The organism is Streptomyces pallidus (ex Mingjun et al. 2026), assembly GCF_051550185.1.
In the GTDB taxonomy this organism is placed as follows: domain Bacteria; phylum Actinomycetota; class Actinomycetes; order Streptomycetales; family Streptomycetaceae; genus Streptomyces.
On record NZ_CP196181.1, the window covers coordinates 4781934 to 4805809 of the forward strand.

23 protein-coding genes and 1 other RNA gene are annotated in these 23876 nt (G+C 72.6%); 16 read left to right on the top strand and 8 right to left on the bottom strand.

Features of this window, described 5'->3' with window-relative positions; genetic code table 11:
• The first annotated feature begins 125 nt into the window (after positions 1-125).
• Complete coding sequence (locus ACSHWO_RS21095) at positions 126-1400, top strand: serine/threonine-protein kinase (RefSeq protein ID WP_361084766.1); 1275 nt, start codon at positions 126-128, stop codon at positions 1398-1400.
• Here the strand turns inward: ACSHWO_RS21095 and ACSHWO_RS21100 are convergent.
• Both ACSHWO_RS21100 and ACSHWO_RS21105 read right to left on the bottom strand, forming a co-directional pair.
• The gene (locus tag ACSHWO_RS21100; RefSeq protein ID WP_438309881.1) at positions 1397-2395 is read right to left on the bottom strand and encodes an IS481 family transposase; all 999 of its coding nucleotides are present in this window, start codon (positions 2393-2395) and stop codon (positions 1397-1399) included. The genes ACSHWO_RS21095 and ACSHWO_RS21100 overlap by 4 nt on opposite strands.
• A gap of 376 nt (positions 2396-2771) precedes the next feature.
• Complete coding sequence (locus ACSHWO_RS21105; RefSeq protein WP_385848570.1) at positions 2772-3773, bottom strand: isopenicillin N synthase family dioxygenase; 1002 nt, start codon at positions 3771-3773, stop codon at positions 2772-2774.
• A gap of 314 nt (positions 3774-4087) precedes the next feature.
• Between ACSHWO_RS21105 and prfB the strand changes: the two genes are divergently transcribed.
• Positions 4088-5206, top strand: a complete 1119-nt coding sequence (prfB, locus tag ACSHWO_RS21110) for a peptide chain release factor 2 (protein WP_385848571.1) — start codon at positions 4088-4090, stop codon at positions 5204-5206.
• Between the two features lie 152 nt (positions 5207-5358).
• Here the strand turns inward: prfB and ACSHWO_RS21115 are convergent, their stop codons facing one another.
• Complete coding sequence (locus tag ACSHWO_RS21115) at positions 5359-5553, bottom strand: hypothetical protein (RefSeq protein WP_179177185.1); 195 nt, start codon at positions 5551-5553, stop codon at positions 5359-5361.
• 225 nt (positions 5554-5778) lie between these two features.
• On the opposite strand from ACSHWO_RS21115, the gene ftsE reads away from it, so the two are divergent.
• The 5 genes from ftsE to ssrA all read left to right on the top strand — a co-directional run bounded on the left by ftsE (position 5779) and on the right by ssrA (position 9676).
• Complete coding sequence (ftsE, locus tag ACSHWO_RS21120; RefSeq protein WP_361084760.1) at positions 5779-6468, top strand: cell division ATP-binding protein FtsE; 690 nt, start codon at positions 5779-5781, stop codon at positions 6466-6468.
• Between the two features lie 18 nt (positions 6469-6486).
• Positions 6487-7416 (top strand): permease-like cell division protein FtsX, encoded by a 930-nt coding sequence (ftsX, locus tag ACSHWO_RS21125; protein ID WP_438313793.1) that lies wholly within the window; start codon positions 6487-6489, stop codon positions 7414-7416.
• A 67-nt stretch (positions 7417-7483) separates the two neighbouring features.
• On the top strand, positions 7484-8698 hold the full coding sequence (locus tag ACSHWO_RS21130; protein WP_438313796.1) for a S41 family peptidase: 1215 nt from the start codon (positions 7484-7486) through the stop codon (positions 8696-8698).
• An 18-nt stretch (positions 8699-8716) separates the two neighbouring features.
• A complete protein-coding gene (gene smpB, locus ACSHWO_RS21135) occupies positions 8717-9202 on the top strand; it encodes an SsrA-binding protein SmpB (RefSeq protein ID WP_361084750.1) in 486 nt (161 codons plus the stop codon).
• 84 nt (positions 9203-9286) lie between these two features.
• Positions 9287-9676, top strand: a transfer-messenger RNA (tmRNA) gene (gene ssrA / locus ACSHWO_RS21140).
• 66 nt (positions 9677-9742) lie between these two features.
• On the opposite strand, the gene ACSHWO_RS21145 is transcribed toward ssrA, so the two are convergent.
• Both ACSHWO_RS21145 and ACSHWO_RS21150 read right to left on the bottom strand, forming a co-directional pair.
• On the bottom strand, positions 9743-9988 hold the full coding sequence (locus tag ACSHWO_RS21145; protein ID WP_438313800.1) for a hypothetical protein: 246 nt from the start codon (positions 9986-9988) through the stop codon (positions 9743-9745).
• On the bottom strand, positions 9985-10164 hold the full coding sequence (locus tag ACSHWO_RS21150) for a hypothetical protein (protein ID WP_385848575.1): 180 nt from the start codon (positions 10162-10164) through the stop codon (positions 9985-9987). Before ACSHWO_RS21150 ends, ACSHWO_RS21145 begins: the two co-directional genes overlap by 4 nt.
• 213 nt (positions 10165-10377) lie before the next feature.
• Here ACSHWO_RS21150 and ACSHWO_RS21155 point away from each other — a divergent pair, with 213 nt between their 5' ends.
• On the top strand, positions 10378-11742 hold the full coding sequence (locus tag ACSHWO_RS21155) for a hypothetical protein (protein ID WP_438313803.1): 1365 nt from the start codon (positions 10378-10380) through the stop codon (positions 11740-11742).
• 35 nt (positions 11743-11777) lie between these two features.
• Here ACSHWO_RS21155 and ACSHWO_RS21160 read toward each other — a convergent pair whose 3' ends face one another.
• The 3 genes from ACSHWO_RS21160 to ACSHWO_RS21170 all read right to left on the bottom strand — a co-directional run bounded on the left by ACSHWO_RS21160 (position 11778) and on the right by ACSHWO_RS21170 (position 13614).
• Positions 11778-12041 carry a Txe/YoeB family addiction module toxin gene (locus tag ACSHWO_RS21160; RefSeq protein ID WP_438313806.1) on the bottom strand — a complete coding sequence of 88 codons (264 nt, stop codon included), beginning with the start codon at positions 12039-12041 and terminating at the stop codon, positions 11778-11780.
• Complete coding sequence (locus ACSHWO_RS21165) at positions 12038-12310, bottom strand: type II toxin-antitoxin system Phd/YefM family antitoxin (RefSeq protein WP_385848578.1); 273 nt, start codon at positions 12308-12310, stop codon at positions 12038-12040. Before ACSHWO_RS21165 ends, ACSHWO_RS21160 begins: the two co-directional genes overlap by 4 nt.
• A gap of 68 nt (positions 12311-12378) precedes the next feature.
• On the bottom strand, positions 12379-13614 hold the full coding sequence (locus tag ACSHWO_RS21170) for an MFS transporter (RefSeq protein ID WP_438313809.1): 1236 nt from the start codon (positions 13612-13614) through the stop codon (positions 12379-12381).
• A gap of 121 nt (positions 13615-13735) precedes the next feature.
• Here ACSHWO_RS21170 and ACSHWO_RS21175 point away from each other — a divergent pair, with 121 nt between their 5' ends.
• The 8 genes from ACSHWO_RS21175 to ACSHWO_RS21210 all read left to right on the top strand — a co-directional run bounded on the left by ACSHWO_RS21175 (position 13736) and on the right by ACSHWO_RS21210 (position 23866).
• Complete coding sequence (locus ACSHWO_RS21175) at positions 13736-14716, top strand: LysR family transcriptional regulator (RefSeq protein WP_438313812.1); 981 nt, start codon at positions 13736-13738, stop codon at positions 14714-14716.
• 95 nt (positions 14717-14811) lie between these two features.
• On the top strand, positions 14812-16182 hold the full coding sequence (locus ACSHWO_RS21180) for a nitrate/nitrite transporter (protein ID WP_438313815.1): 1371 nt from the start codon (positions 14812-14814) through the stop codon (positions 16180-16182).
• A 125-nt stretch (positions 16183-16307) separates the two neighbouring features.
• Positions 16308-17540 (top strand): uroporphyrinogen-III synthase, encoded by a 1233-nt coding sequence (locus tag ACSHWO_RS21185; RefSeq protein WP_438313818.1) that lies wholly within the window; start codon positions 16308-16310, stop codon positions 17538-17540.
• A 98-nt stretch (positions 17541-17638) separates the two neighbouring features.
• Positions 17639-18184, top strand: a complete 546-nt coding sequence (locus ACSHWO_RS21190; protein ID WP_385848582.1) for a GNAT family N-acetyltransferase — start codon at positions 17639-17641, stop codon at positions 18182-18184.
• A gap of 103 nt (positions 18185-18287) precedes the next feature.
• On the top strand, positions 18288-18938 hold the full coding sequence (locus tag ACSHWO_RS21195) for a CGNR zinc finger domain-containing protein (RefSeq protein WP_438313821.1): 651 nt from the start codon (positions 18288-18290) through the stop codon (positions 18936-18938).
• A gap of 91 nt (positions 18939-19029) precedes the next feature.
• On the top strand, positions 19030-21375 hold the full coding sequence (locus ACSHWO_RS21200) for a HelD family protein (protein WP_438313824.1): 2346 nt from the start codon (positions 19030-19032) through the stop codon (positions 21373-21375).
• 468 nt (positions 21376-21843) lie between these two features.
• Positions 21844-23277 (top strand): NAD-dependent malic enzyme, encoded by a 1434-nt coding sequence (locus ACSHWO_RS21205; protein WP_438313827.1) that lies wholly within the window; start codon positions 21844-21846, stop codon positions 23275-23277.
• Positions 23278-23584: 307 nt separating this feature from the next.
• Complete coding sequence (locus ACSHWO_RS21210; RefSeq protein ID WP_030875040.1) at positions 23585-23866, top strand: HU family DNA-binding protein; 282 nt, start codon at positions 23585-23587, stop codon at positions 23864-23866.
• The last annotated feature ends 10 nt before the right edge of the window (positions 23867-23876 follow it).

Sequence of the window (23876 nt, forward strand, 5' to 3'; positions counted from 1 at the left end):
TAGATTTGTCGACATCCGGGACCTGATTTTGCCCCTAGAAGTGAAGGTCGTCGCGATCCGCGGCGACCTTCACCCTTCCGGCCGCGTAGCTTTGGGCACGTACGCCAGCCGCTGAGGGAGCAGTCGTGGCACGGAAAATCGGCAGCCGGTACACCGCGCACCAGATCCTGGGGCGCGGCAGCGCGGGCACGGTGTGGCTCGGCGAAGGGCCGGACGGGCCCGTCGCCGTCAAACTCCTGCGCGAGGACCTCGCGTCCGACCAGGAACTCGTCGGACGCTTCGTCCAGGAGCGCAGCGCACTGCTCGGCCTGGACCACCCGCACATCGTCTCCGTCCGCGACCTCGTCGTCGACGGCAACGACCTGGCCCTGGTCATGGACCTGGTGCGCGGCACGGACCTGCGCACGCGCCTGGACCGCGAGCGGCGGCTCGCCCCCGAGGCGGCCGTCGCGATCGTCGCCGACGTGGCGGACGCGCTCGCCGCGGCCCACGCGGCCGGCGTCGTCCACCGGGACGTCAAACCCGAGAACGTGCTGCTCGACATGCAGGGCCCGCTCGGGCCGGGCGGCTCGCACCCCGCGCTGCTCACCGACTTCGGCGTGGCCAAGCTGATCGACTCGCCGAAGCGGGCCGGGGCGGGCGCCGGGGCCGGGGCCGGGACCGGGCGCACGTCCGCCCCGGCGACCCGGATCATCGGCACGCCGGACTACCTGGCCCCGGAGATCGTGGAAGGCCTGCCCCCGCGGGCCGCCGTCGACATATACGCCCTCGCCACCGTGCTGTACGAGCTGCTGGCCGGGTTCACGCCGTTCGGCGGCGGGCACCCGGGCGCGGTGCTGCGCCGGCACGTGACGGAGACGGTGGTCCCCCTGCCGGGGATCCCCGACGAGCTGTGGCAGCTGGTCGTGCAGTGCCTGGCCAAGGCCCCCGCCTCCCGGCTGCGCGCCTCCGAGCTGTCGGCGCGGCTGCGGGACCTGCTGCCGATGCTGGCGGGCATGCCGCCGCTGGACGTGGACGAGCCCGACGACGCGGAGCCGGAGCAGCCCGAAGCGCGGGAGGCCCCCGGGCAGGCCGACCCGGTCCGGCGCCGCGGGGTCGTCCCGCTGGTGCCGGGCACCGCGACCGACTCCAACCGGGACACCCACACCTCGATGCGGGTGCCGGCGCCGGACGAGCTGGCCGGGGGTGCGCTGGGCACCGCCCGGGTGCCGCGGCCGGCCGGCGGCCACCGGCCGGGGGCCGCCCGGCACCGGGCGGGGGCGGTCCGTCGGCGGCGGCTGGCGCTGTCCGCCGCCGCGGTGGGGTTGGTCGCCGCGCTGGGTGTCGGCGGCTGGCTCGCCTCGTCCGGCGACGAGCCGCCCCGCCCCCCGACGAAGCACTCGGCCCCACCGAAGCGCTAGCTGTATTGCCCTGTGAGGTTGGGGACGCGGCTGGAGGGTGGCTTGCCTTCGAGTGCGGTGTGTCCGCGGTGGTGATTGTAGGAGTGCAGCCACTGCGGGAATGCCTCGCGCCGTTCGGTCTCTGACCGGTAAGGGCGGGCGTAGGCCCACTCGTCGAGGAGGGTGCGGTTGAAGCGTTCGACCTTGCCGTTGGTCTGGGGCCGGTAGGGCCGGGTTCGCTTGTGGGCGATCCCGGCCGCGGCCAGGGTGTCCCGCCAGGTGTGGGAGCGGTAGCAGGAGCCGTTGTCGGTCAGGACCCGTTCGACGGTGATCCCGGCGTCGGCGAAGAATGCCTGTGCGCGGGTCCAGAACGCGGTGGCGGTCTCCTTGGTCTCGTCGGCCAGGATCTCGCTGTAGGCCAGGCGGGAGTGGTCGTCGACGGCGGTGTGGAGGTAGCTGTAGCCGAGGTTGGGGCGGCCGTGGGCGGTGCGGGGCCGGGCGGGGTCCCGGTGTGCCGAGCTGTTGCGGCCGCCGCGGGCACGGCCGAGGGTTCTGTGGCCGCCGCCGTCGGGGATGTTGCCGAGCTTCTTGATGTCCACATGGACCAGTTCCCCGGGCCGCTCGCGTTCGTAGCGGCGTATGGGCCGGCCGGTGGCCCGGTCCAGGTGCGCCAGGCGGGCCAGGCCGAACCGGGCCAGGACCCGGTGGACGGTCGAGGGCACCAGCCCCAGCAGATACGCGATGCGGGCCGGGCCCCACCGGCGGGCGAGACGGACCTTGATGATCCGGCGCTCGGTGCGGGTCGGCGTGCGGCGAGGGCTGTGCAAGGGGCGGGAGGACCGGTCTGCCATGCCGGCCTCACCCAGGGCCCGGTAGCGGACCGCCCACCGCTGGGCCGTGGTCGGCGAGACCCTGAAACGCTCGGCTGCCCTCCGCAAGGGCCAGCCGTCCTCGACGACGCAGCGGGCCAGGCGCAGACGACCGGTCTCGGTCAGGGGTGCATTACGGTGGGGCATGAGGGCCTTCTGTCGTTCGGTGGAGATGTCGCAATCCACACCGAACCCGGAAGGCCCTCACCCGTTCAAGATGCTCCAACCGAGACCTGCATCACCTGTACACAACCTCCCCGGACAGAACAGCTAGCCGCTGCCGCCGCCGCTGCGCGGAGCGCCCCCCCGTCCCTTGGCTCCGCCCCCCGGACCCCCGCGCCTCACACGCCGACGGGGCTGGAGATCCAGCCCGCGCGGCGTTTGAGCGCACCGGGCCGCGAAGCGCCCGGAACGCGGGCCGGGGCGAAGCCCGTTTTCGGGAAGGGGCGGGGCCGGGGAAACGGCCCCGCGCAGCGGCAACGCGAGCCGGTACCCGGCAGGGCGGCGGTTCAGGGCGGCGGAGTCACGCCGCGACGAGTTCCGGGTGCCAGCGCCGCGCCACGGCGGGGTGCGCCCGCACCCACCCCTTCAGCTCGTTGCGTCCGTACTCCGCGTGCAGCGGGTTCGACGCGTCGTGCAGCACGCCCGGCGCGTGCCGCAGGTACTCGCCCGGCACCGTGTCGATGACCGCGTCCAGCCGCGGGTTGTAGAAGAACGGCACCGAGTACCGTTCCACCGCCCCCGGCGGGCTGACCACCCGGTGGTCGGTGGCGGTCAGGTACCCCTCGGTGGCGATCTCCAGCAGCTCACCCAGGTTGACCACGAACGCGCCCGGCATCGGCGGCACGTCCACGTACCCGCCGTCCTTGACCACCTGCAGGCCGCCCACGGAGTCCTGGAGCAGCAGGGTCAGGAACCCGTAGTCCTTGTGGGCGCCGACGCCCTGGTCGGCGCCGGACGGCGCGGACCCGGGGTAGCGGATCAGCTTGGTGTGCAGGTGGGGCCGGTCGGCGAAGGCCTCGTCGAAGAAGTCGTGCGGGGCGCCGATCGAGGTCAGCAGTTCCTGCAGCAGCCGGTGGGCGACCGCGGCGAGTCGGGACTGCCAGTCGAGGACCACGGTGCGCAGTTCCGGCAGGGCGACCGGCCACTGGTTGGGGCCCTCCAGCCACAGGTACGCCGGGTCGCCCGGTTCCAGGGCCGGTGCGGGGCGTTCCGCGCCGACGTCCAGCTGGTCCCGCCAGTCGGAGGTTCCGCCGGTCAGCTCGTGGCCGATCCGGGTGTAGCCGCGGAAGTGCGGCGAGTTCAGGTTGCTGACGGCGAGCCTGTCGGCCTCCGGGAGGGCGAAGAAAGCCCTGGTCACGTCGAGTATTCGAGCGCTCTCCGCTTCGGTGATGCCGTGCCCGGTGAGGTGCAGGAAGCCGGTGTCCCGGGCTGCGGCGTGCAGTGCCTTCAGGAAGTCGGCCCGCTGGGCCGGGTCGTCGGCCTGGGAGAGATCGATGACGGGGAGGGAGTGCGCGGACGGCATGACGGCTCCATTTCGGATGTCACGGGGTCCTGTTCCCCAAAGGTGTCGGGGCAGCGGAGGGGGAGGGCCTCCGGCAGGGATGGCGCCGGGGCCGCGTGAGCCGCGTACAGGACCGAAGTCGGATCGGGGTTGATCAGGCTTGGGTACGGTCCGGCGGCTGACAGCTCGTCGTCGTGACACGCATGTGGTCCACATGGCGGCGCTTGACGAGGAGGAGAGTCATACCGTGAGCGTACGCCCGTATTGCCCATCATCAGAACGGGTGAACCGGACTGCCCGGACAGGGCTGCCCGCGGACCGGCTACGCTGGACCCGTGGCAGTCGTCGATGTTTCCGAAGAGCTGAAGTCCCTCTCCTCGACCATGGGGTCGATCGAGGCCGTCCTGGACCTCGACAAGCTGAGGGCAGACATCGCCGTGCTCGAGGAGCAGGCAGCGGCCCCGTCCCTGTGGGACGACCCGGATGCTGCCCAGAAGATCACGAGCCGGCTCTCCCACCTCCAGGCCGAGGTCCGCAAGGCCGAGACGCTCCGGGGCCGCATCGACGACCTCGCCGTCCTCTTCGAGCTGGCCGAGGAGATGGACGACCCGGACACCCGCGCCGAGGCGGAGACCGAGCTCACAGCGGTCCGCAAGGCGCTGGAGGAGATGGAGGTGCGCACCCTCCTGTCCGGCGAGTACGACGAGCGCGAGGCCCTGGTCAACATCCGGGCCGAGGCCGGCGGCGTGGACGCCTCCGACTTCGCCGAGCGGCTGCAGCGCATGTACCTGCGCTGGGCCGAGCGCCACGGCTACTCCACGGAGGTCTACGAGACCTCGTACGCGGAGGAGGCCGGCATCAAGTCGACCACCTTCGTCGTCAAGGCCCCGTACGCGTACGGCACCCTCTCGGTCGAGCAGGGCACGCACCGCCTGGTGCGCATCTCGCCCTTCGACAACCAGGGCCGCCGCCAGACCTCCTTCGCCGGCGTCGAGGTGCTGCCGGTCGTCGAGCAGTCCGACCACGTCGAGATCGACGAGTCGGAGCTCCGCATCGACGTCTACCGCGCTTCCGGTCCCGGCGGCCAGGGCGTCAACACGACCGACTCGGCGGTGCGCATCACGCACCTCCCGACCGGCATCGTGGTGTCCTGCCAGAACGAGCGCTCGCAGATCCAGAACAAGGCGAGCGCGATGAACGTCCTCCAGGCCAAGCTGCTGGAGCGCCAGCGCCAGGAGGAGCGCGCCAAGATGGACGCCCTCAAGGGTGACGGCGGCAGCTCCTGGGGCAACCAGATGCGCTCGTACGTCCTGCACCCGTACCAGATGGTCAAGGACCTGCGGACGGAGTTCGAGGTCGGCAACCCGCAGTCCGTGCTGGACGGCGAGATCGACGGGTTCCTGGAGGCCGGCATCCGCTGGCGCAAGAAGACGGAGCAGGGGCAGGACGCCTAGTCCCGTAGTCCTGCGAAGGTCCTGCGAAACGGGGGCGGGCCCGGACACCAGATGGTGTCCGGGCCCGCCCCCGTTTCGGCATGTTTCGGCATCTGCTTCCGGGACGTGCCGCGAGGAGCCCCGCGCCCCCTGCGGGCCCGTTCGCCCGTCTTCTAGGCCGTCTGCTGGGCCACCAGGGCCAGGGCTGCCGCCACAAGGACCACCAGGAGCGCGATGAGCGCCATGGGGTTCAGGCCTGCGAAGGGGCCCTCCTGCCGGAGGCGCTCCCGGTTCGCCCGGCACACCGGGCAGCGGCCCTGACTGACGGGCGCGGCGCAGTTCGCGCACACGAGCCGGTCATATGTCATGCGCTCTCCTCCTCTCGTCCCCTTGAACAACGCTTGGGGGAACGCTGCCGTTCCCCCTACCACTGTGCCAGCTCCGGCGACATTCGGCGCGGCCCGTCCGGGCAATCGCGAACGCGGCCCTCCCCGACCAGGGGATATATCGGGCAACTCCGGACGGCGGGTCCCCACCCAGCGCCCGTTCGCGTATGGTCACGCACACCTACTCCCGGCGACCGTGGTGCACCCGTGATCCGATTCGACAACGTCTCCAAGTCCTACCCGAAGCAGAACCGCCCCGCACTGAGAGATGTCTCCCTGGAGATCGCGAAGGGCGAGTTCGTCTTCCTGGTCGGCTCCTCCGGCTCCGGCAAGTCCACCTTCCTGCGGCTGATCCTGCGCGAGGAGCGGGCCAGCCACGGCCAGGTCCACGTCCTCGGCAAGGACCTCGGCAAGCTCTCCAACTGGAAGGTCCCGCAGATGAGGCGGCAGCTGGGGACCGTCTTCCAGGACTTCCGCCTGCTGCCCAACAAGACGGTGGCGGAGAACGTCGCCTTCGCCCAGGAGGTCATCGGCAGGCCCCGCGGCGAGATCCGCAAGGCCGTCCCGCAGGTCCTGGAGCTGGTGGGCCTCGGCGGCAAGGAGGACCGCATGCCGGGCGAGCTCTCCGGCGGTGAGCAGCAGCGCGTGGCCATCGCCCGCGCCTTCGTCAACCGCCCCTCCCTGCTGATCGCGGACGAGCCCACCGGCAACCTCGACCCGCAGACCTCCGTCGGGATCATGAAGCTGCTCGACCGGATCAACCGCACCGGCACCACCGTCATCATGGCCACGCACGACCAGCAGATCGTGGACCAGATGCGCAAGCGCGTCATCGAACTCGAACAGGGCCGTCTCGTACGCGACCAGTCGCGCGGCGTCTACGGCTACCAGCACTGAAAGGCCCACCCAGACGTCATGCGCGCCCAGTTCGTCATGTCGGAGATCGGCGTCGGTCTCCGCCGCAATCTCACCATGACCTTCGCGGTCATCATCTCCGTGGCCCTGTCGCTGGCCCTGTTCGGCGGCTCCCTGCTCATGCGCGACCAGGTGAGCCAGATGAAGGGCTACTGGTACGACAAGGTCAACGTCTCGATCTACCTGTGCAACAAGAGTGACGCGGAGAACAGCGAGACCGGGGGCAAGGCCTGCGCCAAGGGCGCGGTCACGCCCGAGCAGAAGCAGCAGATCGAGACCGACCTGAAGAAGATGGACCTCGTCCAGACGGTCCACTACGAGTCCGCCGACGAGGCCTACAAGCACTACAAGGAACGGTTCGGGCACACCGCGCTCGCCTCGGTGGTCACCCCGGACCAGATGCCCGAGTCCTTCCGCGTGAAGCTCAAGCAGCCGGAGAAGTACCAGGTCATCACGACGGCGTTCGCCGGCCGCGACGGCGTGCAGTCGGTCGAGGACCAGCACCGCGAGCTGGACAACCTCTTCCAGATGCTCAACTACCTCAACTGGGCCGCCCTCGGCATCATGCTGATCATGCTGGTCGTCGCCCTGCTGCTGATCGTCAACACGGTCCGCGTCTCGGCGTTCAGCCGACGGAGGGAGACCGGGATCATGCGGCTGGTCGGCGCCTCCAGTTTCTACATCCAGGTGCCGTTCATCATGGAGGCCGCGTTCGCCGGCCTGATCGGGGCCGTGTTCGCCTGCCTGATGCTCGGCGCCGGCCAGTACTTCGTCATCGACCACGGCGCTTCGCTGCGCAGCAAGATGGAGCTGATCAACTTCATCGGCTGGGACTCGGTGGTGACGAAGCTGCCGCTGGTGCTCGCGATCGGCGTGCTGATGCCCTCCATGGCGGCCTTCCTGGCTTTGCGCAAGTACCTGAAGGTGTGACAAGCGCCCCGTGTGAGCTCCGTCCAACCCTCCGTTCCCGTACGGAGCTTGTCCTAGACTCGGCGCCATGCTGGGTCTGCCCGCCTCCTGTCTTCGGCCCCGCGACCTCCGTCGCGGGGCCGCTTTGACGCTGGCCTTCGTCGCGGCGGTCACCACCGCGGCGGGCCTGGGCTGTTGGGACCGCGCCGGCGCCGGCGCCGCGAGCCGCGCCGACGCCGGCGCCGGGTTAACGGCCGCCGACACCGCCGCCCCCGGCCCCGGACCGTCCGGCCCGGCCGCCGGAACGGCCGACCGGGAGGCAGTCGCCCGCGCCGCCGCCGAGGCCGTCGCCGAGGGCAAGTCCGGCAAGAAGGCCGCCCAGGAGGTGGTCAGCCGCAGCGGCGACCGCTGGGGCGTCGTCTACGACCAGGGCGAGTACGCCGCCCTCGCCGACGACCTCGACGGCCGCTGGACCGGCGTCGGACTGTGGCCCGAGCGCCGCGCCGACGGCCACATAGAGATCACCAAGGTCCAGCCCGGCAGCCCCGCCGCCCGCGCCGGCCTGAGCGCCGGCGACCGCCTGCTCGACGTCGACGGCCGCACCGTCACCGGGCTGCGCGTCGCCGAGGTCGTCGCCCTCCTGCGCGGCGAGGTCGGTACCCCCGTGGTCGTGCGGTTCGGCCGCGACGGCGCCGCGGACCGCGCCGAGACCCTCCGCCGCGAACGGCTGCGCACCGAGCCCGTGACCGTACGGGAGCTGCCCGGCGGGGTCACCGTCATCAAGATCGCCTCCTTCAGCCGCGGCTCCGGCGAGCGCGTCAAGGCCGCCGTCGAGGCCGCCCCGGCCGGCGCCGGCGTCATGCTCGACCTGCGCGGCAACCCGGGCGGCCTGGTCACCGAGGCCGTGACCGCCGCCTCCGCCTTCCTCGACGGCGGCCTCGTCGCCACGTACGACGTCCGCGGCGACGAGCGCGCCCTGTACGCCGCCCCCGGCGGGGACACCGCCCGCCCCCTCGTCACCCTGGTCGACGGCGGCACCATGAGCGCCGCGGAACTCGTCACGGGAGCCCTCCAGGACCGCGGCCGGGCCGTCGCCGTCGGTACGCGGACCTTCGGCAAGGGCTCGGTGCAGATGCCGACGGAGCTCCCGGACGGCTCGGTCGCCGAGCTGACGGTCGGCACGTACCGCACCCCGGCCGGGCGCAGCCTCGACGGCAAGGGCATCACCCCGGACGTGGCGGCGGGCACGGCCGTCGAGGAGCGGGCGCGCGCGGTATTGGGTGGCCTCGGGGCGGGGTCGTAGTGCGAAAATGACCGCACTATGGCTAAGGAAAAAGGGCGCAAGCTGATCGCCCAGAACAAGAAGGCGCGGCACGACTACCACATCCTCGACACCTACGAGTGCGGCATCGTGCTCATGGGCACCGAGGTGAAGTCGCTGCGCCAGGGCCGGGCCTCGCTGGTCGACGGCTTCGTGTCGGTGGAGGGCCACGAGGCCTGGATGTACAACGTGCACGTGCCGGAGTACAGCCAGGGCACCTGGACGAACCACAGCGCCCGTCGCAAGCGGAAGCTCCTGATGCACCGGGAGGAGATCGACAAGCTGGAGTCCAAGGCGCAGGAGACCGGCCACACGGTCGTGCCGCTGGCCCTGTACTTCAAGGACGGCCGCGCCAAGGTCGAGATCGCGCTGGCCAAGGGCAAGAAGGAGTACGACAAGCGGCAGACGCTCCGCGAGAAGCAGGACACCCGCGAGACGAACCGCGCGATCGCCGCCGCCCGCCGGCGGCAGCGCGGCGAGCGTTAATCTCCTGGCACCCGGTGGTCCACTTCGCGTACCATGGGCTCAGCACCACCTCCCAGGGGGTGGAGCAGTTTGAAAAATCAACATGGGGATGATCGGTTTCGACAGCGGATGTCGATGTAGGGGAAGCGAGCCGAGGAAGCGGCAATGATCTCGCTAACCACATGTCGCAAAAAAATAATCGCCAACTCCAAGAGCGATAACTCCCGCTTCGCCCTCGCTGCCTAATAGCAGTGAGCTGAAGCCTCTGTGAGGAGCGTCAGCCCGGAAGTGGTCCCGGTCCGGATCCTGGCGTCGACTAGGGATCTAAACCTCTAGCCCCGGTCACGGGGGTTGGAGGGAAACCAAACAGTGACTGAGCCCGTCGGAGACTTGTCCGTGTGATCTCCGGGGCCGAGAAAAGCGCAGCGGACTGCGCTCGGAGAAGCCCTCCTTCTGCACCGTTGGACGCGGGTTCGATTCCCGCCATCTCCACTCATCCCATGTGGGCGAAGGCCCCGCGACCGGTTCGGTCGCGGGGCCTTCGTCATGCGCGGCCGCCGCCTATTCCTGCAGCTTCCGGACGTCCTTCATGAGCGCGAGTGCCTCGCGGCCGGAGGCGAGCCGGATCCAGACGTACGCCTGATCGGCGTCCACGCCGGCCCAGCCGGAGCCGACCTGCACGATCCGCCCGCTGACCTGCATCGGCAACTGGCGCCCCCGCTGCCCGGGCGGCACGTGGGTCACGGCGGTGACGAGATCGCCGACGGCGTAGGGGCTGCGGGGCGAGGGCGACGCCATGCGGGTCACCGCCCTTCCTGCGGGTCGCCGGTACGGTCGTGCCGGACCGCCGGCGCCGGCCCGCGGGTCCGCCACTGTCGGAGGAACCGGTTCAGGCCCTTCTCGGCCCGGGCGAGGGTGGCGGCGGAGAGGGTGTCACCGGGGACGCGCAGGCGGGGGTCGGGCTGGTCGGTCCTGGCGGTCATGGCTGCGTACCTGCCTCGTGTCGGTGGTGCCGCACGTGCGCGTCGGGAGTGACGGGCAGCCGGGCGGCGGTCGGATGTGCCGAATGGCCGGAACAGGAGGCGCGTCGGACGGCTCCTTGCGGCTGGCATCCATCCAACGCGGGTACGGGCGGGGGGAGTAGGGAGCACACTGGCGGCAAGGTTGAACGCGTTGAACGGCTCGGGGGTTCACCGATGGCAGCACGGACACGCACACCGAACGAAGCCCTCGCCCGCCTCATGGCAGAGGCCGGGGCGGGTAACGCCCAGCTGGCCCGCCGCGTGAACGCCGTGGGCGCGGAGCTGGGTGTCACCACGTACTACGACAAGACGACGGTCTCGCACTGGCTCGCGGGCAGCGTGCCGAAGCCGGAGGCGCGTCCGGCAGTGGTGGAGGCGCTCTCCCGGCTCCTCGGGCGGCCCGTGACGGCGACCGAGCTGGCCTGGCCGGCTCAAGGTCCGGCCGGTGCCGGTGCCGGAGAGGGAGGCGGAGGCGGCGGGGACGCGGTGGGCGAGGTCGCGGACCTGAGCAGGGCCGACATGGACCCCTCCCGGCGGAGCGTCCTCGGGGCCGGGATGTACGCGGCTGCGCTCGGCGTGCCCAGGTTCGAGGACTTCGCCGACCGGGCCGAAGCCGTTGCCGCCGGGCGGACGGTGCGGATCGGCGCGTCCGACGTGGCGACCGTCCGCCTGATGACCGACAAGATCGCCGACATCCTCGACGAGATCGGGGCCGGGCACGCCCGCCCGATGGCCGCCGCGTTCCTCACCAACACGGTCACCCCGTACCTGCGGGCGGACGGGTCGGAGCAGGTGCGGAACAGCATGCTGGCCGCCGCTTCGGACCTGGTCTACCTCACGGGCTGGATGGCGATGTTCGAGGAACGGCAGGGCCTTGGCCAGCGCTACTACCACCAGGCGCTGGCGCTCGCCGGATCCGCCCAGGACCACGTCACCTACTGCCGGACCCTGCGCGGTATGAGCCTCCAGGCGTCCCACCTCGGGTACGGGCCGAAGGCGCTGGAACTGGCGGACGCGGCGGCGGAGGCGGCGCCGGCCGGCGGGCCCCGCCTGGTGGCGTTCCTGCGCGGGCAGCAGGCCGCGGCGGCGTCCATGACCGGCGACCGGCGCACTGCCCTGGCCCGGCTTCGGGAGACCGAGACGGCGCTGTCACAGGCGGACGACCGCCGTGACGCGGTCGGAGGCTACGACCAGGCGGCCTTCCACTTCCACGAGGCGCACGTCATGTGGTGGCTCGGGGACCGGGAGGGCTCGGTCGACGCCCTGCGCCGCTCCAACCACGCCCGCTCCCCGCAGGAGCGTCAGGGGCGACTGCACGCCCTGGGGGTGATCGCGGACCGGCAGATGCAGATGCGGCACATCGAGGCCGCCGCGCAGACGTGGACGGAGTTCCTGGACCTCCACACCACCCTGTCGTCCACGCGGGGGGACGAGCACCTGAAGGCCTTGCAGAAGGGGATGGCCGGCTACCGTCGCGTTCCCGGTGTCGCGGAGCTCCTCGCTCGCGCCGCCGACGTCGCCAAGCGCAAGGCCGCGTGAGGCTGCAGGGCCCTCGTCGTGCTGCGGCCGTCCGGTCAGTCGGAGTAGTGGTAGCGGGCCTTGACGATTTTCACCTCCTTGTCGTCGGCCCGATAGACGAGGCGGTGCTCGTCGTCGATCCGGCGCGACCAGTAACCCGTCAGGTCGCCTTTGAGCGGTTCAGGCTTGCCGATGCCCGCAAAGGGGGACCGCTGGAGCTCGCCGATCAGCCGTGTGATCTTCCTCGCCATCTTCCTGTCTGCTCCGAGCCAGAACAGGAAGTCCTCCCAGGCGGCCGGGTCGAAGTGGACGCTCCTCACTCGTCACCGGCCAGTGCCTGGAGTTCCTCCATCGTCTTGGTCACCGCCGCCGATCCCTCGCGGTCGCGGGCGACGGCTTCCATGAGCCGGCGGGCGTTCGCCGGCGAGCGCAGGAGGTAGACGGTCTCCTGCCAGGAGTCGTAGTCCTCGGCGGACATGAGGACCGCATCCCCGTTCTTGGAGCTGATGCGCACCGGGGTGTGGTCGTTGTTGACGCGCTCGATGAGCGGGAACAGTGTCTTGCGGGCTTCGCTGGCGCTTATGGGCATCTTCCGCACCCCAATCCTGCCGGTACCACGGGAGCGGTACCGGAAAACGGTACCGGTCTCGTACCGGATTACGGTACCGGATTGCGATGGGGTATGCGGGTCGCCGCGATTGCCAGGGCGGTGAGGGCCGCTGCGGCCGGGAGGGCGTACGGGGCGGTGGTGCCCGAGTGGTCGATCAGCCAGCCCGCGGAGGCCGAGCCGGCGGCTATGCCGGCCAGGATGGCGGTGACCGCCAGGGTCATGCCCTCGTTGAGTCGGGTCGGCGGGGTCGCGGCGTGGACGCGGGACATCGCCGTGACCATGGTCGGGGCGGTGGCCACGCCCGCCAGGAGGAGGGCGCAGCCCAGCAGGACCACGGAGTCGGTCGCGGCGGCGGCCCAGGGCAGGGCCATGGCCGCGGCGAGGGCGGCGAGGCAGGTGGGGAGGGTGCGCGGGCGGAGCGTGCCGTAGAGGAGGCCCGCCGCGCAGGAGCCGGCCGCCTGGAGGGCGAGGACGGGGCCGGAGGCGGCGCCGAGGCCGTGCGAGCCGAGGTACGCGATCGAGGCGACCTCCATCGCTCCGAACATCACGCCGAGGGAGAGGAACAGGGCGAGCAGGGGGCGGAGCTCGGCGAGGGGGGTGCCGGCGCGGGCGGTCCGGGTCGGCGGCGGCTCCGTGGAGCGTTGCGCGGTGAAGACCAGCATGCCGGTGAGGAGGAGGGCGGCGGCGGTGAGGGTGCCCGCCTCGGGGAGGACGGCCGAGCACAGGGCGGCCGCGACCACCGGGCCGAGCATGAAGCACAGCTCGTCGGCGGCCTGCTCGAAGGCCATGGCGGTGTGGTGCGCGGAGCGGGAGTCGCGCAGCAGGTGGGTCCAGCGGGCCCGGGACATGCCGCCGATGTTGGGCGTGGTGGCGGTGGCCGCGTAGCTGGCGAAGAGGGTCCAGGCGGGGGCGCCGGAGCGGACGCACAGGACGAGGGAGAGCGAGCCGAGGACCGCGATCAGGGTGGCGGGGACGGCGATCCGGGCCTGGCCGTACCGGTCCACCAGGCGGGCGGTCCAGGGGGCGACCGCGGCGGTGGCCGCGAGGCCGGTGGCCGTGACCGCGCCGGCGAGGGCGTACGAGCCGCGCTGCCCGGCGATCATCATGACGGCGCTGATGCCGAACATGCCCATGGGGAGCCGGGCCAGCAGGTTCCCGGCGGTGAAGGCGCGGGTGCCGGGGAGGGCGAACAGGCGGCCGTAGGGGCCGGGGGTGCGGCCGGCCCTGGCCGGTCGGCGGTCCGGCATCGATGCGATCACCAGCGTGGTGCCGGTCGTGGCCATGCGGGGGAGGGTCGGGGGCGGGGCGGTGTGCGGCATGTCATCCAAGATCCGGGGTGGGGGGCCGGGACGTCCAACACCTGATCACGGCCCATTCACCGGGTTTCGTTGTTAGTCTCGGCGGGTGAATGCCCGTGACGTGGAACCCCGACTGCTGCGCGCGTTCCTCGCCGTGGCCGAGGAACTGCACTTCACCCGTGCCGCCGCCCGCCTGTACATCGCCCAGCAGGCCCTCAGCAGGGACGTACGGCGTCTCGAACAGGCCCTGGGGGCGCCCCTGTTCGTCCGCACCACCCGCACCGTCGAGCTCACCTCCGACGGGGAGCGGCTGCTGGCGCCGGCCCGCCGGGTGCTCGCCGCGTACGAGGAGCTGGCCGGCGCCTTCGCCGGCCCCCGCCCGCTGCTTGTCGACCTGAACACCGACGGGCCGAGCACCGCCCGCACCGTCCTGGAGCGGGCCCGCGAACTCGCCCCGGACTGCGAGCTGATGGCCCGCTTCGAGAGCGGGCTGACGCACGCCGCGGCCGAGGTCGCCGCCGGGCGCCTCGACGTGGCGTTCGGCTACGTCGGCGGCCTGGAGCCGGCGCTGCGGGCCCGCCTCGACCACGCGCCCGTACGCTACGAGCCGCTCGCCGTGCTGCTGCCCGACGGGCACCCGCTGGCCGCGGAGCAGCGGCACGGCGGACCGCTGGCCGTCGGCGCCCTCGCCGGGGAGCGGGTGTACGCCGGGGCCGGGAACCCGCGGACCCTGGAGTGGACGCGGCTGGCGCGCGAGCTGTTCGAGGGGCGGGGGATCGCGCTGGCGCCGCCCGCGCCCGTGGCCGTGGGGAAGGACGAGTTCCGCCGGGTGATGGCGAAGACCCGGAACCCGGTCCTCGCCACCGTGGACTTCCTCGACATGCCCGGGTGCGTGAAGTGCCCGCTGACCGACCCCGTGCCGCTGTCGCCGCTGTCCATGGTGTGGCGCAAGGGCTTCCGGCACCCCGGCCTGGAAGCGCTGCGCCGGGCCGCGGCGCTCCTCGCCGCCGACCGCCGCTGGCTGGACGTCCCCGCCGGGAGCTGGCTCCCCGCCGCCGCGCTCACACCCCTGCCGGGCGGCGGGTGAGAGCAAGGTTTCCCGCCGGTCATCCGGCGGGGACCGGGGCCGAAACGCATCGTTCCTACGGTCGGACCACGGACCGAGGACTGTGGAGGCGTGTGATGACCGGTACGACCGCACCGCGCAGGGGAGGCCGCTGGATCGAGCGGTGGGACCCGGAGGACGAGGCCTTCTGGAAGGAGTCCGGGGAGCGGATCGCCCGCCGCAACCTGCTCTGGTCGGTGGTCAGCGAGCACATCGGCTTCTCCGTCTGGTCCCTGTGGTCGGTGATGGTGCTCTTCATGGGCCCCGAGTACGGGATCGACCCGGCCGGCAAGTTCTTCCTCATCGCGACGGCCACCACCGTCGGCGCCCTCGTCCGCATCCCCTACACCTTCGCCGTCGCCCGGTTCGGCGGCCGGAACTGGACCGTCGTCAGCGCCCTGCTGCTGCTCGCGCCGACCGTGGCCGCACTGTTCGTCATGGAGCCCGGGACCGCGTACGGCACCTTCCTGGCCGTGGCGGCCCTCACCGGCGTCGGCGGCGGCAACTTCGCCTCCTCGATGACGAACATCAACGCCTTCTTCCCGCTGCGCAAGAAGGGCTGGGCGCTCGGCCTGAACGCCGGCGGCGGCAACATCGGCGTCCCGGTGGTGCAGTTGGCCGCGCTGCTCGTCATCGCGACCGCCGGGGCCGGGCATCCGAGGCTGCTCCTGGCCGTCTACCTGCCGCTGATCGTGGTCGCGGCCGTGATGGCGCTGCTGCGGATGGACAACCTGGCGCCCGTACGCAACGACGGGGGCGCCGTCCGCGAGGCCGTCCGCGAACGGCACACCTGGATCGTGGCGCTGCTGTACGTCGGCAGCTTCGGCTCCTTCATCGGCTACAGCTTCGCCTTCGGGCTGGTGCTGCAGACGCAGTTCGGCCGGACCCCGCTGCAGGCGGCCTCGTTCACCTTCGTCGGACCGCTGCTCGGATCACTGATCCGGCCCGTGGGCGGTGCTCTCGCCGACCGGTTCGGCGGGGCGCGCATCACTCTCGGCGCGTTCGCGGCGATGGCCGCCGCGACCGGGGTGGTCGTGTACGCCTCGCTGAGGGAGTCGCTGCCGCTCTTCCTCGTCGGCTTCACGGGACTGTTCGTGCTCAGCGGGATCGGCAACGGCTCCACCTACAAGATGATCCCCGGCATCTTCCAGGCCCAGGCCCTGGCCCGCGGCATGGGAGGCGAGGCCGCGGCGGCGTACGGACGGCGGCTCTCCGGCGCCTCCATGGGCCTCATCGGCGCGGTGGGCGCCCTCGGCGGGCTCGGCATCAACCTGGCCTTCCGGGAGGCCTTCCGGGCCTCCGGATCCGGGACCGCGGCCTTCGTCACCTTCCTCGGCTGCTACGCCGTCTGCGGCACGGTCACCTGGGCGGTATACCTTCGCCGGCCCACCGCCGCGCCCCGCCCGGACGCCGGAGTCGAAGCGAAGCCGCAGCTCACGTCGGTGTAACAGCGGTTTACGGCCACGAAATACGGCGGAACCGGCCCTGACACGCAGACTTGACAGGCTCGGTTCCCGTCGCGCGACACGCGGTCGCGAACGTGATATCGACCCACTGGGCAAGGCAGGTCACCATGGACGACCCCACCCCGACGCGCACCGCCACCGGCAGGGCGGCCGCCACGGCGACCGGCAAGGCGACCGCCACGGCCGCCGCCGCTCCAGACGCCGGCACCGCGGAGGCAACGGTCGCCCCGCTGGCCGGCTTCACCGTGGGGGTCACCGCCGCCCGGCGGGCGGACGAGCTGATCGCCCTGCTGCGCCGGCGCGGCGCCACCGTCCTGCACGCCCCCGCGCTGCGGATCGTCCCGCTGGCCGACGACGGCGAACTCCTCTCCGCCACCCGGGAACTGCTCGCCGACCCCCCGGACGCCGTCGTCGCCACCACCGCCATCGGGTTCCGCGGCTGGATCGAGGCCGCCGACGGCTGGGGCATCGGCGAGGAACTCCTCGGACGGCTGCGCGCCGCCGAACTCCTCGCGCGCGGGCCGAAGGTGAAGGGCGCCATCCGGGCCGCCGGACTGGTGGAGGACTGGTCCCCGGAGTCGGAGTCCCTCGCCGAGGTCCTCGACCGGCTGCTGGCCGGCGGGGTGGCCGGTCGGCGCATCGCGATCCAGCTGCACGGCGAACCGCTGCCCGGGTTCGTCGAGGCGCTGCGGGCCGGCGGGGCCGACGTCGTCGGGGTGCCGGTGTACCGGTGGATGGCCCCGGAGGACCTCGGGCCGCTGGACCGGCTGCTGGACGCGGTGGCGGGCGGCGCGGTCGACGCGGTGAGCTTCACCTCCGCCCCGGCGGCGGCCTCGCTGCTGTCCCGGGCCGAGGAGCGGGGGCTCGCGGAGCCGGTGCTGGCCGGGCTGCACGACGGCGTCCTCGCCGCCTGCGTGGGACCGGTCACGGCGGTGCCGCTGCAGGCGCGCGGGGTGGACACCGTACAGCCGGAGCGGTTCCGGCTGGGCCCGCTCGTGCAGCTGCTCTGCCGGGAGCTGCCCGGCCGGGCGAAGGTGCTGCCGGTCGCCGGGCACCGGCTGGAGATCCGGGGCCAGGCCGCGCTCGTGGACGACGGGCTGCGGCCCGTACCGCCGGCCGGGATGGCCCTGCTGCGGGCGCTGGCCCGGCGGCCCGGTTGGGTGGTGTCCCGGGCGGACCTGCTGCGGGCGCTGCCCGGGGCGGGCCGGGACGAGCACGCCGTGGAGACGGCCATGGCCCGGCTGCGCGGCGCCCTGGGCGTGCCGAACCTCGTCCAGACGGTGGTCAAGCGGGGCTACCGGCTGGCGCTGGACGCGGGGGAGTGCACGCCGGGGCACTGATCCCGGGCGCCCGTACGGCGGGGCCGGCCGGAGCGCCCGGCGGTCCCGTACGGCGCCAACCCCTGGCTGCGGGCAGCGGGTTGGGCTACCGTGCCCGGATGATCATCGACGGGGTGGGGATGCGGTGCGTCGAGCCCGGCGACGCCGCCGGGCTGGCCGAGGCGCTGGTGCGCAGCCGGGCGTACATGGCGCCGTTCGAGCCGTGGCGGTCCGAGGTGTTCTACACCGAGGAGGGCCAGCGGGTCCGGATCGCGGGCCTGCTCGCCGAACGCGACGAGGGGCGCCTCTTCCCGTACGTGCTCGTCGAGGCGGCCACGGACGCGCCCATCGGCATGATGAACCTCGGCTCCGTCAGCCTCGGCCCCTTCCGCAGCGGCGGCGTCGGCTACTGGGTCGACCGGGAATGGGCCGGCCGGGGCGTCGCCACCGCAGCCCTCCGGGAGGTGTGCCGGATCGCCCGCGACGAACTCCGGCTCCACCGGGTGGAGGCGTCGACCCTCGTCGACAACACCGCCTCCCAACGGGTCCTCGCCAAGGCGGGCTTCGCCCGGATCGGCCTCGCCCCGGGCTACCTGCACATCAACGGCGCCTGGCGCGACCACCTCCTCTTCCAGCGGCTGCTGCACGACGACCCGCCGCCGTAGGACGCCCGCCGGAGCCGGACCGGCCGCCCGTACGGGGGGTTCCGCATCCACGCGCCGAGGGGCACTCTGAAAGCGCGTCCCTGGACAAGAGGCGGTGACGGGCATGTGGTTCGACTCCGGGCGGGTGTGCCTGGACCTACTGGCCACCTTCACGGGGCCCGCCGCCGCAGGACCCGCCGGCGTGGGATCCGCCGGCGCCCCCGGCGCCCCCGGTGCCCCCGGCGACCCGGCGGACGTCGGGCGCGCCGAGGAACTGCGCGACGGCGACGGGCTGCGGCTCTGGCTCGCCGGCGCCGGGCTCGTCCCCGACCGGACCCCGCTCACGCGGGTGGGCCCCGACTGGGTCGCGGCCTTCCGCACCCTGCGCGCCGACGTCGGCAGCCTGGTCCGCGGCGAGCTCGCCGGGTCCGGGCCCGACGAGGGGGCACTCGCCCGGGTCAACGCGCTGGCCGCCGGACCACCCCCCGGCCTGTGCGCCGTCCGGGACCAGGAGGGGCACCTCGTACGGGAGCTGTGCGGCGGGGTGGAGTGCGGCGCACTGCTCGCCGCCGTCGCCCGGGACGCCGTGGAACTCCTCACCGACCCCGGCGACCGCGCCCTGCTGCGCTCCTGCGCGGCCGACGGCTGCACCCGCGTCTACCTGGACACTTCCCGCGGCCACCGGCGCCGCTGGTGCTCCAGCGAGGTGTGCGGCAACCGCGAGCGCGTCGCCCGGTACCGGCGCCGGGTCCTCGCCGCCCGCCCGGCCAGGTGATCCGCGCGCCGTCGACGGAACGGGCGTGCGGACAGGCCGCGGCTTCGCGTACGGTTGACGGTCGCCCATGCACGTCAGAAGGGGGCCATTGGTGGCCGCGCAGGATGCCGCTGTCGACAGCACGGCGGATTCCGTCCGCGATCGGGAGATCGCGATCGAGCAGACTCATCTGGACCAGGTGTACCGCCGCCTCGAGGAGAAGATCGACGAGGCCGAGTTCCTGATGAACGACGCGGCCAAGCGCGGCCAGGTCGGCACGCCCGGCGCGCTGGCCGAGCGCGACGCGCAGGTCTTCCGGGCGGGCATCCACCTCAACCGGCTGAACAACGAGTTCGAGGACTTCCTCTTCGGCCGCATCGACCTGGTGCTCGGCAAGGACGGCGAGCGCGGCCCGGACGGCGCGTACACCTCCGTCGAGCCCGCCGACGACGCGATCCGCGAGGGCGGGGCCGGCCCGGTCGCCGACATCGCCGAGACCCTGCACATCGGCCGCATCGGCGTCCTCGACGCCGACTACACGCCGCTGGTCATCGACTGGCGCGCGCCGGCCGCCGCCCCGTTCTACCGGTCCACGCCCAAGGAGCCCGGCCGGGTCGTGCGGCGCCGCGTCATCCGCTCCAAGGGCCGCAAGGTCCTCGGCGTCGAGGACGACCTGATGCGCCCGGAGGTCACCGCCTTCCTCGACGGCCGCGAACTGCCCGCGATCGGCGACGGCGCCCTGATGGCCGCCCTCGGGCGGGCCCGTACGCACTCCATGCGCGACATCGTCTCGTCCATCCAGGCCGAGCAGGACCTGGTGATCCGCGCCCCCGCCGCGTCCGTCGCCGAGGTCGCGGGCGGGCCCGGCACCGGCAAGACCGCCGTCGCCCTGCACCGCGCCGCCTACCTGCTCTACCAGGACCGGCGCCGCTACTCCGGCGGCATCCTGATCGTCTCGCCGACCCCGCTGCTCGTCGCGTACACCGAGGGCGTGCTGCCCTCGCTCGGCGAGGAGGGCCAGGTCGCCATCCGGGCACTGGGCTCCCTGGTCGACGGCGCCGAGGCGACCGCGTACGACGAGGCGGCCGTCGCCCGGATCAAGGGCTCCTCCCGGATGCTGAAGGTCCTGCGCAAGGCCGTCCGCGGTGCGCTCGAACTCGGCGACGCGCCGGAGCGGCTGCGCGTGGTGGCCTTCTCCCGCCGCGTGGAGCTGGAGGCCGACGAGCTGAACCGGATCCGGCAGAACGTCCTCGGCGGCACCGCTCCGATCAACCTGCTGCGTCCGCGCGCCCGCAAGCTGCTCCTCGACGCCCTGTACGCCAAGACCGGCGCGTCCGGCCGGCACAGCGACCCGGAGCTCGCGGCGGAGCTGCGCTCGGCCTTCGACGAGGACGTCTCCACCGAGGACTCCTTCATCGGCTTCCTCAACGCCTGGTGGCCCGAACTGACCCCGCGCGGCGTCCTCGGTGCCCTCGGCGACGAGCGTCGCCTCGGCCGCTGGTCGCGCCGGGTGCTGAACCCGCGCGAGGTCCGCCGGCTGGCCCGCTCGCTGCGCCGCGTCGGACCCGACGGCAAGGGCCCGCTGTCGGTCCACGACGTCGCGCTGCTGGACGAGCTCCAGCAGCTGCTGGGCGCCCCGGCCCGGCCGAAGCGGAAGCGGGAGGCGGACCCGCTGGACCAGCTGACCGGGCTGCAGGAGCTGATGCCGGTCCGCGAGGAGAGCCAGTGGGAGCGGGCGGAGCGGATCGCGGCGGAGCGCACCGAGTACGCGCACGTGATCGTGGACGAGGCGCAGGACCTGACGCCCATGCAGTGGCGGATGGTCGGCCGCCGCGGCCGGCACGGCACCTGGACGGTGGTCGGCGACCCGGCGCAGTCCTCGTGGATCGACCTGGAGGAGGCGGCCGCCGCCCGTGACGAGGCCCTGGGCACCCGGCCGCGCCGGCGCTTCACCCTGACGGTGAACTACCGCAACCCGGCGGAGGTCGCGGAGATCGCCGCCCGGGTGCTGAAGCTGGCGATGCCCGGCATGGAGCCGCCGACCGCGGTCCGCTCCACCGGTCTGGAGCCGCGGTTCACGACCGCCGACGGCGATCTGGGGGCCGTGGTGCGGGAGGAGACGCGGCAGCTGCTGGAGCAGGTCGACGGGACCGTCGGCGTGGTCGTCTCCATGGAGCGGCGCGAGGAGGCCGCCGGCTGGCTGGCCGACCTCGGCGAGCGGGCGGTGGCGCTGGGCAGCCTGGAGGCCAAGGGCCTGGAGTACGACGCCACGGTGGTCGTCTCCCCGGCGGAGATCGCCGGCGGCACCACTCGCGAGGAGGTCGAGGCCGGCGACTTCCCGGCGGGCCTGCGCGTGCTCTACGTGGCGCTGACGCGTGCGACGCAGCAGCTGACGGTGATCTCCACCGGGCGGGACGAACCGGACGCGGACGGTCTGCCGTCCCTGCTCCGGCCGTGACGCGCCGCCACACGGCGGCAGGGTGACGGCGGCCCCGGCGGGCGCCGCCGTCACGGATGGCCCGCGGCCGGAAGCGTGGTGGGACGGAGCGCACTCCCGTGCGGGGGACCGGTCGGACGGATCCTTTGTTAGCCTGGGTACGACACCGGCTCGATCCAAGCCCCCGGGCCCAACCTTCGTCGCCTAGAGCGACCACTTGCCGCGAGGCGAGCATGGCGGGTCGGTGTCATGCTCTTGCACAGGTCCGCGCCCCTCGAAGCCGAGGGGCGCGGACCTTTTTCGTGCCCGCATACGCTTCCTCGACCCCGTTATATCTCGTATGGTGGAAGAGTCTTTCCGAAATTCGCGGCTGGTTACCTGCTACTGACCAGTAGGTGGGACGATCGGACAACACGGTCCTGCAACACCCGGCGTGCTGCGGGGCCCTGTGCGTACACGAAAAACAGGGACAGAAGAGGAAACACGGCCATGGCAACGGCGCCCAGCGTCTCGTACTCGATGACGGTCCGCCTGGAAGTGCCCGCGAGCGGAACCGCGGTCTCCCAGCTCACCACCGCCGTGGAGTCCTCCGGTGGCTCGGTCACCGGCCTCGATGTGACCGCCTCCGGCCACGAGAAGCTCCGTATCGACGTCACCATCGCCGCGACCTCCACCGCACACGCGGACGAGATCGTCGACAAGCTCCGCGGCATCGAGGGCGTCAGCCTCGGCAAGGTCTCCGACCGTACGTTCCTGATGCACCTCGGCGGCAAGATCGAGATGGCGTCCAAGCACCCCATCCGCAACCGCGACGACCTCTCGATGATCTACACCCCGGGCGTGGCCCGCGTGTGCATGGCGATCGCCGAGAACCCCGAGGACGCGCGCCGCCTCACCATCAAGCGCAACTCCGTCGCAGTCGTGACGGACGGCTCCGCCGTCCTGGGCCTGGGCAACATCGGCCCGAAGGCCGCCCTGCCCGTCATGGAGGGCAAGGCCGCCCTCTTCAAGCGGTTCGCCGGCATCGACGCGTGGCCCATCTGCCTGGACACCCAGGACACCGACGCCATCGTCGAGATCGTCAAGGCGATCGCCCCCGGCTTCGCCGGCATCAACCTGGAGGACATCTCCGCGCCGCGCTGCTTCGAGATCGAGGCCCGGCTGCGCGAGGCCCTGGACATCCCCGTCTTCCACGACGACCAGCACGGCACCGCGATCGTCGTGCTCGCCGCCCTCACCAACGCACTTCGCGTCGTGGGCAAGGCAGTTGGCGACGTCAAGGTCGTCATGTCGGGCGCCGGTGCGGCCGGCACGGCCATCCTCAAGCTGCTCCTGGCGGCCGGCGTGAAGAACGTCGTGAGCGCCGACATCCACGGCGTCGTGCACGCCGGCCGGCCCGACCTGGTGGACGCCGCCGAGGACTCGCCGCTGCGCTGGATCGCCGACAACACCAACCCCGAGGGCTACACGGGCACGTTGAAGGAGGCCGTCGTCGGCGCCGACGTGTTCATCGGCGTCTCGGCCCCGAACGTGCTGTCCGGCGAGGACGTCGCCGCCATGGCGGAGGGTGCGATCGTGTTCGCGCTCGCGAACCCGGACCCCGAGGTGGACCCGGCGATCGCCCGCCAGACCGCGGCCGTCGTGGCCACCGGCCGCTCCGACTTCCCGAACCAGATCAACAACGTGCTGGTCTTCCCGGGCGTCTTCCGCGGCCTGCTGGACGCCCAGTCCCGCACGGTGAACACCGACATGATGCTGGCCGCCGCGACCGCGCTGGCCGACGTCGTCGGTCAGGACGAGCTCAACGCGAACTACATCATCCCGTCCGTCTTCAACGACAAGGTCGCGGGCGCGGTCGCCGGCGCCGTCCGCAAGGCCGCCACCGCCGCGGCGGCCGCTGTGACGACGCCCACGTCCGTCTGAGCCGGATCCCGGCGCGTCGCGGGATGCGGGGCGGCCGGGCCGCCTCTAGTGTTGCGGGGAATGCCCACGAGGACCGGGATGCCCTTCCCGCCGGTGCGGACGGAGCGTCACCGTGGCGTGACTGTGGCGCTTTTCGTGTGACCCTGGCGGGTGCCGGATTGGCTTTCCCGCCGCTGGTGGGGGCAGGATGCGTAACCGGGCGCGAGGGTCTGACGCTTCAGACCCGGGTCCGGGCACTGTCCGAGGGCCCTGGCAGCATCGGCTTCGATCTCACGCCCCCAAGGCAAGTTGAACACGGGAGTACAACATGAACCGCAGTGAGCTGGTGGCCGCTCTGTCCGAGCGCGCCGAGGTGACCCGCAAGGACGCCGACGCCGTTCTGGCCGCGCTCGCCGAGACCATCGGCGAGGTCGTCGCCAAGGGCGACGAGAAGGTCACCATCCCCGGCTTCCTGACCTTCGAGCGCACCCACCGTGCCGCTCGCACCGCGCGCAACCCGCAGACCGGCGACCCGATCCAGATCCCGGCCGGCTACAGCGTGAAGGTCTCCGCGGGCTCCAAGCTCAAGGAAGCCGCCAAGGGCAAGTAAGTCCCGCCCT